The 13513-nt window shown below is 62.4% G+C and carries 16 protein-coding genes; 7 read left to right on the top strand and 9 right to left on the bottom strand.

Features of this window, described 5'->3' with window-relative positions:
* Positions 1 to 45: 45 nt before the first annotated feature.
* Positions 46 to 639 (bottom strand): helix-turn-helix domain-containing protein, encoded by a 594-nt coding sequence (locus BLU67_RS10550; RefSeq protein WP_092565741.1) that lies wholly within the window; start codon positions 637 to 639, stop codon positions 46 to 48.
* A 90-nt stretch (positions 640 to 729) separates the two neighbouring features.
* Here BLU67_RS10550 and BLU67_RS10545 point away from each other — a divergent pair, with 90 nt between their 5' ends.
* Positions 730 to 1992, top strand: coding sequence for an MFS transporter (locus BLU67_RS10545; protein ID WP_176780787.1), 1263 nt, complete (start codon positions 730 to 732; stop codon positions 1990 to 1992).
* Here BLU67_RS10545 and udk read toward each other — a convergent pair.
* Positions 1989 to 2600 (bottom strand): uridine kinase, encoded by a 612-nt coding sequence (gene udk / locus BLU67_RS10540; protein WP_092565737.1) that lies wholly within the window; start codon positions 2598 to 2600, stop codon positions 1989 to 1991. The genes BLU67_RS10545 and udk overlap by 4 nt on opposite strands.
* A gap of 99 nt (positions 2601 to 2699) precedes the next feature.
* Between udk and BLU67_RS10535 the strand changes: the two genes are divergently transcribed.
* Together BLU67_RS10535 and BLU67_RS10530 are read left to right on the top strand one after the other, a co-directional pair.
* Positions 2700 to 3278: a GNAT family N-acetyltransferase gene (locus tag BLU67_RS10535; RefSeq protein ID WP_092565735.1), complete on the top strand. Its 579-nt coding sequence runs from the start codon at positions 2700 to 2702 to the stop codon at positions 3276 to 3278.
* Positions 3275 to 4318 (top strand): S66 family peptidase, encoded by a 1044-nt coding sequence (locus tag BLU67_RS10530; protein ID WP_092565733.1) that lies wholly within the window; start codon positions 3275 to 3277, stop codon positions 4316 to 4318. The genes BLU67_RS10535 and BLU67_RS10530 overlap by 4 nt, the downstream gene beginning before the upstream one ends.
* Here BLU67_RS10530 and BLU67_RS10525 read toward each other — a convergent pair.
* Positions 4306 to 5889: an FAD/NAD(P)-binding protein gene (locus BLU67_RS10525; RefSeq protein WP_092565731.1), complete on the bottom strand. Its 1584-nt coding sequence runs from the start codon at positions 5887 to 5889 to the stop codon at positions 4306 to 4308. The two genes, BLU67_RS10530 and BLU67_RS10525, sit on opposite strands and share 13 nt — an antisense overlap.
* 54 nt (positions 5890 to 5943) lie before the next feature.
* Between BLU67_RS10525 and BLU67_RS12435 the strand changes: the two genes are divergently transcribed.
* On the top strand, positions 5944 to 6741 hold the full coding sequence (locus tag BLU67_RS12435) for an ASCH domain-containing protein (RefSeq protein ID WP_222842474.1): 798 nt from the start codon (positions 5944 to 5946) through the stop codon (positions 6739 to 6741).
* Here BLU67_RS12435 and BLU67_RS10515 read toward each other — a convergent pair.
* A complete protein-coding gene (locus tag BLU67_RS10515; protein WP_092565729.1) occupies positions 6738 to 7442 on the bottom strand; it encodes a hypothetical protein in 705 nt (234 codons plus the stop codon). The two genes, BLU67_RS12435 and BLU67_RS10515, sit on opposite strands and share 4 nt — an antisense overlap.
* 85 nt (positions 7443 to 7527) lie before the next feature.
* Between BLU67_RS10515 and BLU67_RS10510 the strand changes: the two genes are divergently transcribed.
* Both BLU67_RS10510 and BLU67_RS10505 read left to right on the top strand, forming a co-directional pair.
* Positions 7528 to 8547, top strand: a complete 1020-nt coding sequence (locus BLU67_RS10510) for a zinc-dependent alcohol dehydrogenase family protein (protein ID WP_092565727.1) — start codon at positions 7528 to 7530, stop codon at positions 8545 to 8547.
* A gap of 50 nt (positions 8548 to 8597) precedes the next feature.
* Positions 8598 to 8969: a hypothetical protein gene (locus tag BLU67_RS10505; RefSeq protein ID WP_143027414.1), complete on the top strand. Its 372-nt coding sequence runs from the start codon at positions 8598 to 8600 to the stop codon at positions 8967 to 8969.
* On the opposite strand, the gene BLU67_RS10500 is transcribed toward BLU67_RS10505, so the two are convergent.
* Positions 8966 to 9247: a hypothetical protein gene (locus tag BLU67_RS10500; RefSeq protein ID WP_143027413.1), complete on the bottom strand. Its 282-nt coding sequence runs from the start codon at positions 9245 to 9247 to the stop codon at positions 8966 to 8968. The two genes, BLU67_RS10505 and BLU67_RS10500, sit on opposite strands and share 4 nt — an antisense overlap.
* A gap of 60 nt (positions 9248 to 9307) precedes the next feature.
* On the opposite strand from BLU67_RS10500, the gene BLU67_RS10495 reads away from it, so the two are divergent.
* Positions 9308 to 10171 carry a nucleotidyltransferase family protein gene (locus BLU67_RS10495; protein ID WP_092565721.1) on the top strand — a complete coding sequence of 288 codons (864 nt, stop codon included), beginning with the start codon at positions 9308 to 9310 and terminating at the stop codon, positions 10169 to 10171.
* Positions 10172 to 10179: 8 nt separating this feature from the next.
* On the opposite strand, the gene BLU67_RS10490 is transcribed toward BLU67_RS10495, so the two are convergent.
* From BLU67_RS10490 to BLU67_RS10475, 4 genes are all read right to left on the bottom strand, one after another.
* The gene (locus BLU67_RS10490) at positions 10180 to 11013 is read right to left on the bottom strand and encodes a carbohydrate ABC transporter permease (protein WP_092565719.1); all 834 of its coding nucleotides are present in this window, start codon (positions 11011 to 11013) and stop codon (positions 10180 to 10182) included.
* Positions 11006 to 12010, bottom strand: a complete 1005-nt coding sequence (locus tag BLU67_RS10485) for a carbohydrate ABC transporter permease (protein WP_092565717.1) — start codon at positions 12008 to 12010, stop codon at positions 11006 to 11008. The genes BLU67_RS10490 and BLU67_RS10485 overlap by 8 nt, the downstream gene beginning before the upstream one ends.
* Positions 12011 to 12013: 3 nt before the next feature.
* Positions 12014 to 13129 carry an ABC transporter substrate-binding protein gene (locus BLU67_RS10480; RefSeq protein ID WP_261977105.1) on the bottom strand — a complete coding sequence of 372 codons (1116 nt, stop codon included), beginning with the start codon at positions 13127 to 13129 and terminating at the stop codon, positions 12014 to 12016.
* A 49-nt stretch (positions 13130 to 13178) separates the two neighbouring features.
* Positions 13179 to 13513, bottom strand: a 335-nt coding sequence (locus tag BLU67_RS10475) for a transposase (protein ID WP_143027412.1), incomplete at its 5' end; no start/stop codon positions are given.

Raw genomic sequence — 13513 nt, 5'->3', positions numbered from 1 at the left:
TATCGAAGGAGGGACGTCAGGCCCCGCCAGTTGACCGGAGGACGGTCAGCCGTTCGCGTCTTTCCCCTCCTCGTCGAGCAAGGGGAAGAATTCGAGACGAAGGAATGAACGCGAATACTCGCCGGATTCGCCAGCAGCGTCCCTGTTGGCATCACTCGCCTGCCGGGCTCGCTCAAAAATGTCCTCTAAGTCATCGTGCAGTTGTTTTTCCTGCTCATCGGTTAGATATAGGAAGTACTGCCCAACATTGATTCGATCAGCATGATCGCCAGCGCGAGCCATCGCTCGCTTGCGATAGCGAGCCACCAAAGCGGCTTCCCCTTGAAGGAGCTGGGATACCGCAGCAACGAGCGGAGCGGCCTCGTCGTCATCCCTGTCGAGGTGAACAAACAAACCCTCATCACGCGCGACATACCGAGTCTCGCGCGAATCGCGGCCGGGCTCGGGTGCAACCTTACGCACCAGGCCGCGGCGCTCCAATTCGGACAGGTGATAAGACACCGAGTTGACCGGCTTTTCGACAAGAGCGGCCAAGTCCGAGACCCGTTGCGGCTCCTGCCGCAACTGCAGCCCAATGAAAAGGTCGTACCGAACAGGGTTGAGCAGACACTTGATCACATCGGCATCGCGAGTCTCCATACGACCATGGTAAAAGCATCGCACCTTTTATTCCACAAACATTGCGCAAGAAATCTTGCATATCTCATTTTTCCTTTCTACTCTGAGGTCATGACCAACCACGACATGCCACCAAAGGGCGGTCCCAGCCTGTGGCGTAACCGCGATTACCTTCTATGGTTCATCGGCGATTTCATCGCCGATGCGGGCTCCGCCATTCGTGCTTTCGCGATGCCCCTCATCACCCTCGCCGTCACCGGATCCCTCACTCAAGCAGGGGTCATCGGATTCGTCTCGTCGGCGGCGAGTGTGGGGCTCATGGTTCCCGGTGGGCTGCTGGCGGATCGGATGGACCGCAAAAATCTGCTGCTGCTCGGGCATGTTGTGGGATTGGTGACGTGGGGAACTGGGGCCATCCTCTATCTAACCGACCTGCTCACGTTTGCCTCGCTCCTCGTCCTCGCTCTCGTTGCGGGAGCCCGCTCAGGGATCTTTGGCGCGGTCTCGAACACGGTGATCAAACAACTCGTGCGCAAGGAGCAACTACCGTCCGCCTTGGCGGCGAACCAGGGACGCGAGGCCGTGCTGTCCCTGGCCTCCGGCCCGCTGGGCGGTTTTCTTCTCGCATTGTCGACCGTTGCTCCCTTCATCGCGGAAACGATCGGCCACGCGATGGCATGGGGGACGACCCGCCTCATCCGAACGGACCTCACGCCGCGCTCCCCCGATGCCGAACCAACGACGTGGCGCGCCCAGGTCAGGGAGGGCGTCGCGTGGCTCAAAGCCCACTCGACGGTGCAACGGTTTATCGCCATTGCTGCCCTGCTCAATATTGGGATCAATGGCGTGTTCTCAACGCTCGTCCTATCACTGCGCAACCGCGGCGTCGGTCCCGAAACGATTGGTTTCGTGAGTGCGGCCCTCGGCGTGGGGATGCTGCTGGGGTCGTTCGCGGCACCCAGCATCACCGCACGCATGCGCGTCGGAACGATTTTTGTCGTCGGGATCGGGTGGACCGTTGCTTTCAATGCACTCCTCGCCATCACCTCATCGATACCGGTCATTATTGCGGCAGCGTGCCTCGGAGCTATCGCGCTCGGCCCGGTGAACTCAGCGCTCGGCGGCTACTTCATGGCGATGATCCCCAACTCGAAAATGGGGGCGATCACCTCGGTCATGGGGATGGTCACCATGGGACTCATGCCCTTCGCTCCCCTCCTCGCCGGCCTCGGGCTCGACCACTGGGGGCACGTGCCGACGATGATCGTCATGATTTCGCTGTTTGTCACCGGCTGGCTGATGTCCGTTTTTACCCCATCGATCCGCTCGATTGGGCGCCCCGACGAGTGGGAGACCGGCGCGCAGAACCCCTAGGCGAGCTGGCGATCGATTCGGTGGATAAGCATGTCGAGGGCGACGAGGTTATGGCCACCCTCGGGGATGATGAGATCCGCTCGGCCCTTGGATGGCTCCACATAGAGCTCGTGCATCGGCTTCACCGTCGTGAGGTACTGCTTTTCGACTGATTCCAGGGTGCGGCCGCGCTCGACGACGTCGCGTTTGATACGGCGCAGGATGCGCACGTCGGCATCGGTGTCGACGTAGAGCTTGATGTCGATGAGGTCGCAGATCTCGGGTTCGGCGAAGATGAGGATGCCCTCGACGATGAGGACGGGGGCGGGATCGATGCGCTGGGTTTCTTCCGAGCGGTTATGGATGGTGTAGTCATAGACCGGGCAATCGATGGGGTTTCCGGCGATGAGGTGCTTCATCTGCTCGACCATGAGGGCGTTATCGAAGGCCTCGGGAGAGTCGTAGTTGAGCTTGGAGCGCTCCGCGTAGGTCAACTCATCGTGACGCTTGTAGTAATTGTCGTGAAAGATGACGCTCGTCTTTCCCGGGAAGCGCTCGATCAGCGCCCGCGTCAGCGTCGTTTTTCCGCTACCGGTTCCACCCGCGACTCCGACTACCAGTGTCGACACGTTAGCCCTTCCGCCAAGAATTGGTCTCACCCAAATTTACCCCCTTGTCACTCCTTCAGCGGCCTGGTCGCGGCTGTGAGGGAGCCCTACACTGACGCCATGACCGAGTTTGCGGCGACGCCTCCCTTGACCGGCCAACGCGTCCGCCTGAGGGGGCTACACGAGAGCGATGAGGCTGCGCTAGCGCGCGCCGCCGAAGGAGTGACCGGGCTGTGGTACGCGCCGGTTCCACAACCGAGCGATATGGCTGCCGAGATCGCGCGGCGACTGGAACTCAAGGTGCAGGGGCTCATGGCGCCCTATGTGATCGAAGATGAGAAGAGCGTCGTCGGGATGACGACGTTCATGAATATCGACGCGGCCAATCGTCGGGTCGAATCCGGCCACACATGGATCGCGCGCGAGGCGCAGGGCAGCCACGTCAACCCCGAGACGAAACTGTTGCTGCTGACCCGCGCCTTTGAGGAGCTCGATTGCATCGCCGTGGAGTTTCGGGCGCACTTCCATAACTTCCGTTCGCGGCGCGCAATCGAGAAACTCGGGGCGAAGCGCGACGGGGTGCTGCGCTCGCACCGAATCGTCTCGGGCGTGCTGCGCGATACGGCCGTCTACTCCATCACCGCGGCTGAGTGGCCGACCGTCAAGCTCGGGCTGACCGAGCGTCTGGCTGCGCTGTGACACTCATTTCCCCGCCGAAGCTCGCCGCCGGGCAGTCGATCGCGGTCCTATCCCCCTCGTTTGCGGCGCCTGGTTTCGCGCCGGCCGTCCACGAACAGGCGATGGCGCGGCTGACGGCCCTCACGGACGCGGAAATCGTCGAATACCCCACGACGCGGCGGCTCGGGGCGAGCCCGGAAGATAGGGCGGCCGACCTCATGGCCGCGATGCGCGATGAGTCCATCGGCGCGATCCTTGTGACGATCGGGGGCGAGGACCAGATCACCGTCATCCCCCACCTCGATGTGGACGTCGCGCGGGAGCACCCGACACTCTTCTGCGGCTACTCCGACAACACCCACCTGCATACGTTTCTCACGCGCGCGGGCGTGGCAAGCTTTTACGGCGGCTCGACCCAGGTGCAGCTCGGGCCGGGACCGCACGTCGATGAGGTGCACGCGACCTCGCTGCTCGCGGCGTTGCGGGACGGCGGCGAGCTCGAGCTGACCGAGCCGGGTGAGAGCGAAGATTTCGGCTACGACTGGCTCGATCCGCGCGCGCTCACCGACGTTCGCGAGCGCCGCCCCACCGAGGACTGGCAGTGGTTCGGGCCTGAGGTGCGCGTCAGTGGGCACACCTACGGGGGCTGCGTCGAAGTCCTGAAAGACATCCTGCTGGCGGGGACGTTCCCGAGGGACGATTACCTCGATGGCGCGATCCTGCTGCTGGAAACCAGCGAGGAGATCATCTCGCAGGCGTACTACTTCGAGTTCCTGCGGGCGCTCGGGATTCGCGGCGTCCTGGAACGGCTCGCCGGCCTCGTCTTTGCGCGGCCGCCCGCGACGTCATTCACCCACTCCCCCACGCCTGAGGAAGCTGCCACCTATCGCGCCGACCTCATTCGGCTGACGGGCGAGGCGCTCGCCACCTACGCGCCACACGTCGTTGGTGTCGCCGGTGTGCCGTTCGGGCACACCCGCCCGCAGTGGATCGTGCCGCACGGTGGTCAGCTGACGCTCGACGGCGCGGCCCGGCGGGTTTTCGCCGACTACGGCGCCTGAGCCAGGCGCTGCGCCCAGCGCTCCGGGCGGGGATCCATCCGCCGCTCGAGCGTGTCGTGGCCGAGCACCCAGTCATTGGTAATCCGCCCGACCGCGGCGAGGCCCGGGATGGGCTCGCCGGCCGCCGAGAGCACCGAGGCGTCGGGCGCGATACGGACGCCACGACGCTCGCCGCCCGCCCCCTTCGCGGCGAACACACCAAGGTATTCCTCGATCGGCGCGAGCGCGGGATAGGCGCCGGACCAGAATCCCGACGGCGGCAAGACAGCGTCGATCACGACGTCGACCAAGCGCTCTTGCTCGGTGAGCTCGCCCTGTCCGATGCCGGCATCAAGCCAGGATGTATCGACGATGCCCGCCTCAATTAAGGCAAGGAGTTTCTCCCCGTTGATCGGCGGCGGCCCAAAACCGCGGCGTTCCATCAGGGCATCGACCCGCAGGAATTCTCGCCACTGCTCATCGGGCCACTCGCGATGCGCGAGCGTTTCAATAATCGCGTCATACATCGTCGTCCACACCGCGCCGACGATTGGCCCCTGGCTCGATTCTTGCCGGCCGCGCGCGACCTCGATCGAGGTTCGCAGCTGGGCGGTCGCTTCACTCGGCGCGGGCTCGGGATCGGTCATCGCCTCGGCGGAATCGCCGCCGGCCTCCTCGATGATGGCGCCGATGCGTGAGAGCAGCTCCAGCGGATCCTGCGAAGCGCGTACGCTCGCATCCGCACGAGCGACGCCGTCTTCGCCAATCAAGGTGGCGAGCAGTCCGGCCGGGGGCTTGACGTCGAGGAATCTGCCCTGGCGAGCGATCGGGAGGATCGCTGCGGGTTCGTTGTCGCCGCGCCGGTAGTGCAGGCGACCGTCCTCGTCACGTTCGAAGCTGCCGCCGCGGCCCTCGGTGAGCGCGAGCGAGGCGTCGATAAAGGTGAGGGCCGCGCCGCGCACGACGACAGTCGCGCCCGGTCTGATCGCCTCGAGCCGGCTCACGGGATAGACCGCTCCGATCACAGGGATGGGCGCGACGACCTCCGGGCTCAGCGCAGCGGGCCGATCAGTGGAGTGCCCGAGCGCGAGCATGACTTCATGGGCGTAGACGGTCGCGGCATCACTTTCGACTTCCCAGCCGCCATCGTTCGCTCGCCGCACCGCGGTCGCCGGGCCGTGTTCGGTGAGGTGCATGGTGGCGGGTAGGCGCGAGCGCAGGAACCGATAGCTCTCGCCAAGGTAGGTCCCGACGCGGGCGCGCGGCGGATAATCGACGCCGTGCCAGGCCGGATCTACGTCGTCGAGCCAATCTGAAAACGTCACGCCGATCGGCTCAACGCCGTCGCGTCGAGCCGGGTAGAACATGTCGATGATGCTCCGCTTGGCGTTCAAACGGAGGAAGTCGGGTTGATCGGGCGCGAAGGCACTACCGGCTCCTGCGACGCGCACGCCGTCGGCATCGAGGGCGCCGAAGAGGTGAACGTCGATGGGGCGATCGAGGTCGCGCCACGCGCTGGCAAGAGACTGGAGGCAATTCAGGCCGCGAGGCCCGGCGCCGATGATCGCAACGACAAGCGGTGAGGGGGACATATGTCGAACATATGACAGTGCCGGGCCTTGCGCGCGGGCACTAGTCTGGAGGTGATGACTTCTCCAGCCCCGATCTACACCTCGGCCGTCGTGTTCACCGACGTTGACGGCCGAATCCTCACCGCTCGCAAGCGCGGCACGAAACGTTTCATGCTCGTCGGCGGTAAGCCCGAGCCTGGCGAGCAGCCCCGCCAGACCGCGCTGCGGGAGATCCGCGAGGAAGTCGGACTGCTACTCATGCCAGAGGATCTGGAGCTGATCGGCATGTGGCGCACGGCGGCAGCCAATGAATCCGGGCGGGACGTGCACGGTACCGCGTTCGTCGTACGCGAGCCGATCACCGAACTGCCCCGCGCGGCCGCCGAGATCGCGGAGTTGCGATGGCTCGATCCCGCGAGCGCCCTGCCCGACGACCTCGCGCCCCTGCTGCAGACCCGGATCTTGCCCGCCCTGGCCGGCGAGGTCCACCCCTGGGATACGGACCATCTGCCGGCCGAAGAGTTCGCCTATCCCGGTCCGCTACGCGACCAGCTCGTGGCGGCCATCCAAGCGGGTGCGAAGACCGCCACGAGTTCGCTGCACGCCGATTACCTCACCGGTGGCGAGCCCCTTCCCCGGGTGGGACAGCTCGGCAATCTCGTCGATTCGGAAGACCAACCAGTGGGCGTCATCGAGACGACCGCCGTCGACATCGTCCCCATCGGGTCCATCACCGAGCAGTTCGCCTTCGATGAGGGCGAAGGGTTTGCATCGGTCGCCCAGTGGCGCGCTGCCCACGAGGAGTTTTGGGGTTATCGGATGGCAGACGACGAACTCGTCGTCTGCGAGTACTTCCGCTACTACCGCTCTTAGGATTCCGGCGCGAGGGCTAGGACGACGGGGATCCAGCCCAGCTCCGTGCTGTAACCAATAACCGAGGTCGTGACGTTCATGAAGTTCGGGACGACGGCGACAATCGTCTGGCTTTGCCGATCGTAGGTGATGAGGCGGCCGCCGCTCTTGAACAGATCGACGTCGGCTAGCGCGGGATTCTGCGGATTCTCTGAAATCCCCGTCACGTCGACGGCGACGTTTTCCCGAATCTGGATGACGGCCTCATCCTGTTGACTGCGGGCATAGTCCTGCAGCGCCTGGCAGTCTCGGCACGAGACGAAGATGTCACCGTCAAGGACTCCGGGCTCCCCGCGATGGATCGCGTATTCCCACAGCTGGTAGTAGTACTGCCCGGCGGCGCTCCCCGCCGCATCTCCGCGTTCCCTCAGATCGGGCTGCGTGGGCGGCTCAGCGAAGCCCGTAGCGGCAAGAAGATCGTCTTCCGAGATCTTCGCCCCGACGATGAGGCCATCGCCGCCTTCCGGCTGTGTCGGACTGGGCGAGGCGGACGCCGTGGGGCTCGGCGCGGACGCCGTAGGTGATGCGGCGGGGGTTGAGTGGGTCGTCGGTGATGGGCTCGGCGCCGGGAGCGTGGTCGGCGGATCGCTCGGACCGCAGGCAACGAGAGGAGTGGCGAGCAGAAACGCAGCGAGGGCGACTGACGTGAATCTCTTTGTCATACTGTGAACGCTACCGGCATCAAACGACTATAAACAGAACCCTCCTCAACCTGTGCATAACGTCGTAGCGGAGTAATCTGAAGGCATGTTTGGTGCAGTGCTGTACGGCAAAGACGACGTGCGCTACGAAGAGCGCGAGGACCCCCGCATCATCGACCCGGCCGACGCCATCGTGCGCACCGTTGCGACGTGCGTGTGCGGTTCGGATCTCTGGCGTTATCGCGGTATCAATCCGACCGACCGCCCGAGCCCATTCGGGCACGAATACGTTGGCATCGTCGAAGAGGTCGGACGCGAAACCACGACGGTCTCGCCCGGGCAGTTCGTCGTCGGCGGCTTCCTCTACTCTTGTGGCACCTGCGCGACCTGCCGCGTTGGCCAGCAGGCCAATTGCGAAAACGGCGGCGGCTACGATGGCTGCCAGGCCGAGTACATCCGCATCCCCTACGCCGACGGCACGCTCGTCGCCGTCGAGGAGACGTCCACGGACGACGACCTCATCGCCGACCTGCTCTCGCTATCGGACGTCATGTGCACCGGGTGGCATGCGGCCGTGAGCGCAGGCGTGACAGAGGGCTGCAGCGTCGCCGTCGTGGGCGATGGCGCGGTGGGACTATCCGGTGTCCTTGCCGCCAAGATCCGCGGCGCTGAGACGATCATTGCGATGAGCAAATACCCCGAACGGCAGGCGCTGGCTCGCGAGTTTGGCGCCACGCACATCATCGCCGAGCGCGGCGACGCGGGAATCGCGGCCGTCCGCGAGCTCACAAACGGCATCGGTGCCGACGCCGTCCTGGAGTGCGTCGGTACCCAGACGAGCGTTGATCAAGCGCTGCAAAGCGCTCGGCCCGGCGGCCGCGTCGGCTGGGTGGGGCTGCCGCACATCGATGGCATTAACCAGTCGCACATGTTCTGGCGCAACGTGGGCCTTGCGGGCGGTGTCGCACCCGTGCGCGCCTACCTGCCCGAGCTCCTGCCCATGGTCCTTTCGCGCGCTATCCGGCCCGGCAAGGTCTTCGACCTCCGCCTCCCACTCTCCGACGTCGCCGACGCCTATGCGGCGATGGATGAGCGCCGCGCGATCAAGGTGCTGCTCACCCCATAACTGCCCGCACCTGAGGAATGCTTAACATTGGCTACCAGACAACATCCACGGTGACCATCACGTTTAGCGAACCGGTTTCGAAAGCCGACCTTCAGCTTCACGACATCACCGCGATCCGCACCGGGGGCCAGAACCAGCACGGTCGGTACGTTGACCGAATCGCACTTGATCAGCCGTGGTCGATGACCGGTGATATGCAGTCGGCTAACAAGACGATGGGCAACGCCGGAGAGTATTTCGAGCGCACTGCTGATTCTCCGTCTAACCACAAGGCGTGGCTCAATACCATGTCGACGCGCGGCCAATCGCCTTTCACATCACTGACTCTGACCTACAGCGCTCCGAGTGCTGTTTTTGGTGACGCGACGAGGTGTGGTTGGCAGTTCATTGCCATCGGCAACATTGATTTCTGCCTCGCCTAGCCAGCAGCAGTAACCGCGACAATCTCGTAAGTAACCGCCGACTCGAGGAAGGCTCTGACCTGGTCGTGAGCCTCCTCGGGCACCGGCAGTCCGGCGCCTTCCAAACTGTCGATGAGCTCATTGACGTTCAGTGGTTCGGGCGACTCGGAAAGCACTTGCAGGATGCTGGGTGCGACTCCATCAAGCTGGAGGACGGGCCCTTGCGGTAGAGGCGCGACCCACAGCGTCGAACCGTCGAACTCACTCGCCCACGGTAGTGCCGAGTACTTGCGATCCATCCAGACCCACCTCCCCAAGACTCCTCAATGGCATTTGCTTTGGCTCGCTACGATGGAGCCATGACGTCATCGGCCGAGGTACCTGCGGGAGTCCATCGCCGATTAGCCCATGCGTGTTTGCAGTTCATCGCCAACACCGCCGATGTCAGAATACTGCACATCAAAGGTGAAGCCTTGCACCCCGATCTCGCTGATGGTCGCAGCGCACCGAGCGATTGCGATGTCCTGGTCGATCCAGCTCGCGTGATGGACTATCAGCAGGCGCTCACGCAACTCGGCTGGGAACTGTACACGCGCTTTGAGTACGGCAGCATTTTTGGCCACGCTGCGACCCACTACAACCCCCGTTGGGGAACCGTCGACGTGCACCGCAGCTTTCCCGGATTTGATCTCAGCCCGCAGGAGGTCTTTGACCAGCTGTGGGACGAGCACTCGAGCGTCGAGTTGGGATCCGTCGAATGCGCGGTCCCTAGCCTTCGTCACCAGCGAATCGTCATGCTTGCTCACGCCGCGCGGGACCCGTTCGGCCGTGGTGTCTTCGACGTCGAAGCGTCCTGGACAACCGCCACCGACGAGGTCAAACAGGAGATTGACGAACTAGCCGAATCCCTAGGTGCTCGAGTCGCCTTGGCTTTTGCGACCGACCGCGAAGATCGCGCGTCGGGCCTGCCCGGTGAGCATCTGTGGCGCGCCTTGTCCAGCAACGCGAATTCGTCAGAGATCTGGCGCGCTCGGGTCAAAGAATCCGTTCGCCAAGGGCCGCGCGCATTGCTGCGGACGCTCGCGACGGCGACCCACGTCAATCCCGATCACCTCGCGCTCAAACTCGGACGCAAACCCACCCGCGCAGACCTGCGCGCAGAGCAGCGCGAGCGGGTTCGCCGTGGCTGGCACGCCGTTAGAGCCAAGTTCAAGCGCAGCTAAGCAGCCAGCTAGCCCTTCAAGCCAGTGTGCGCAAGGCCCTCTATCACTCGGCGCTGCAGAAGGATGAACAGGATTAGCACCGGCGCTACAGCCATAACGGACGCTGCCATCATCACCGAATAATCAGTCGCAGTGCGCCCCGCGAATGTAGCGATACCTACTGACAATGGCATCGCCGTATCTCGGGTTGTGACGATCAGCGGCCAAAGCAAATCGTTCCAGGACCACAGGACGGTCGTAATAGCGACGGCCGACAGTGCGGGCTTAGACAAGGGGAGCATGATCTTCCAGAAGATCTGGAACGGATTCGCGCCATCCAGGCGTGCCGACTCTTCAAGTTCTTTGGGAAGAGACATGAAGAACTGGCGCATCAAGAAGGTTCCAAACGCGGAAAAGATGCCTGGAAGAACGATTCCCCAAGGAGTTTCCAGCAGATTCATCCCTTGAATGATCTGGTACTGCGGAAGCAAGTACACCTGTCCCGGCACCATGAGAATCGACAAGACGATACCCAGAAGGATGCCGCGGCCAGTGAAGTGCATCCGCGCGAACGCGTATCCTGCCATCGCGCACAAAATCAGCTGCCCGGCAGTTCTCAGCACTGTAATGAGCACTGAGACTCCGAACTGCTTCAGGAACGGGATCGTTTGAAACACCTCGGCGTAGTTCCCCCACTGAAGCTCAGCTGGCCAGAACGTTGGAGGTACTGACTGGATCTCATAATTGGTCATGAGCGACATGATGAGCTGCCAGATGAACGGAAATACCATGAGAACTCCGCCAAGACAGAGCACTACATGGACCCAGAAGTGGTTGCCGGTTTTGCTCTGAGTCTTAGACATAGTTGACCCACCTCTTTTGCAAACGGAACTGAATGGCCGTGACGATCGCGACCAGAAGCAGAATCACGACGGCGATAGCAGCGCCGTAGCCCTTGTCATTGTTGATGAAGGCTTGCTCGTAGAAGAGGTACACCATCGATCGCGTGTGCGGCATGGCCGGAGATGAGGGCGAGATCAGAACGAAGAGGGTGTCAAACAGCTGGAAGCCGGAAATCGCCTGCATGACGGTGAGGAAGAATATCGACGGAGTCAGCAGTGGCACCGTCACCGAAAAGAACTGGCGCATATGCCCAGCACCATCAAGGGAAGCGGCCTCGTAAAGCTCCTGAGGGATACTCTTCAACCCAGCAGACAAAATAATCATGTTGAAGCCGATGGACGCCCAGAGGCCGAGGATCGCTACGGCGAAGAGGGCGAATCCAGGAGTTGAAAGCCAATAAGGCGGGTTGTCGATGCCGATCGATCGAAGAATGTAGTTCAGAACGCCGAAGTCGCCGTTGTATATCATCTTCCACACGATCGAGATCGCCGCAGGCATCGCGACATACGGCATGAAGTAGATCGTGCGGTAAACGTTGGCACCCTTCAGCCCGGGCCGCGAGATAAGCGCTGCGAGGAACACTGCGATCGGAATCCCGAGCAGCACGATCCCCGTATACAGCATGGTGTTGAGGAACGCGCCGCCAAGCTGTCCGGACTGGATGAGGTTTTGATAGTTCTGGAGCCCTACGAACTCCGACCGGTTTCCGAATGGGGAAACCTGCTCGAAGGAGAGCATGAAGTTCTTCGCGATGGGCCACAGATAGAACAGGAGCACACCGGAGAGTAGAGGCAGGACGAACAACCATGGCCAAGCACCATCACTGTGCGCAGATCTTCTCCGCTTTCGTTGTGGGGCTGCCCCGGTCCGCGTGGCATGATCGCCACGCGGACCGTCGGAAGGGGTCCCACCGAGTTCGGCAGCAGCGGCGGCCGTTTCAATCGGTGAGGAGGTCATGAGCTAGTTGCCTTCCTTTGCAAGCAGCTCATTCATCTTGTCTGCCATCTGCTTCGCCGCCTGCTCGACGGGCACCTCGCCAGCGAACGCCGGGGCGAGAATCTCAGCTTCCAGCCCCGCCCATGCGTTCGTGTTCTTGGAAACCGGATATGGGAATGCGTAGTTCTGGGCAGAATCCGGGTAGACCTTCACGTTCCAGTCCGGGTAGGTTTCCAGATACTTTTCCTGGGTTCCTTCGTATGCCGGCAGAGTTACCCCTGCAGCGCCTTCTATCTCCGCACCTCGCTTAGACCCGAGGAACTGAGCAAATGCCTTCGCTGCCGCGACATTCTTGGAGTTCTTGGCAACGACGTTGGCGAGGCCATGGATAACCGTCGCCTGCTTGTCCTTCTTAGGTAGGTCGGTCAGATCAAGGTCAGACGGGTTCGGGTTGTTCTTGGCGTAATTTGTGGTGTTCCACGTTCCCGCCCAGATCATCGCCGCTTTGCCCGAAGCAAACATATCGTTTGGTTTGTTGTCCGCCATCACCTGGACACTCGGCATCCCGCCGTCCTTGATGAGGTCAGCCCAAATCTGGAGGCCCTCGATTGACTTCGGGTCGTCAAATCCCGACTTGCCCTCCTTGATGACGTAGCCGCCTGCTTGCTCCATGGTGTTGTAGAACGATTCCTGACCGCCGGTCAGATCGGCCGTTACACCATAGATGCCTTCGCCTTTGAGTTTTGTGGAGATCTCGTTGGCAGCCTTCGTGAAGTCATCCCACGTCCAGTTTGAATTCGGAAGCTCCACCCCGGCCTTTTCAAAGATGGCCTTGTTGTACCACAGTGCGGTGGTGTCGAAATCCTTGGGGATTCCATAGTGCTTTCCCTCGAAGGAATACAGCTCAACGAGAGCTTCGGGTAGCTTGTCCCAGTCGACGTCGATGTCATCGAGGGGCGCGAGTTGGTCGCCATCGGCGTACAACTTGATATTTGGACCGTTCATCCAGAAGACATCGGGCAGGTTATTGCCTTCGGCTTGGGTCATGAGCTTCGTCCAGTACTGCTTGTACGGAGTGTGAGCCACGGTCACCTTAATTTTTGGGAACTCCTTATTGAACTCCGCAATGGATTCATCGATGAAGCCCTTCTGGTTTTCATCCCAGATCGCATAGGTGATTTCGGGCTCATCACAATGCAGGGTGTAGTTGGGGTCTGAAGCCGCCGGTCTCGAGCAGTGATCTGGCGATGTAGTGGGTGAGGTTCCGGAATCCCAGGGCGGAACCGCGGAGGTGTTCGAGGCGGCCGTTCAGGGCTTCGGTAGGGCCGTTCGACGTGCCGGGTCGGTCGAAGTAGGCCAGCACGTCGGTGGCGCGTTTCTTCAGGGTGCGTCCGAGGGTGATGACCTCACGTAGGGCGCCGGGGACCCCGCTGCTGATGCTGGCGATGAGTGCCTCCATGCGGGCGCGGCCGTTGGCTCGGTCGGGGTCGCGGTAGGCGGCGACCAGCTGCTGGTAGACGCCGT

Origin of the sequence: Bowdeniella nasicola (genome assembly GCF_900107735.1) — a bacterium.
Taxonomy (GTDB): Bacteria; Actinomycetota; Actinomycetes; order Actinomycetales; family Actinomycetaceae; genus Bowdeniella; species Bowdeniella massiliensis.
The sequence above is the reverse complement of the archived record's forward strand: the minus strand, read 5'-3'. Positions and strand labels throughout refer to the sequence as shown.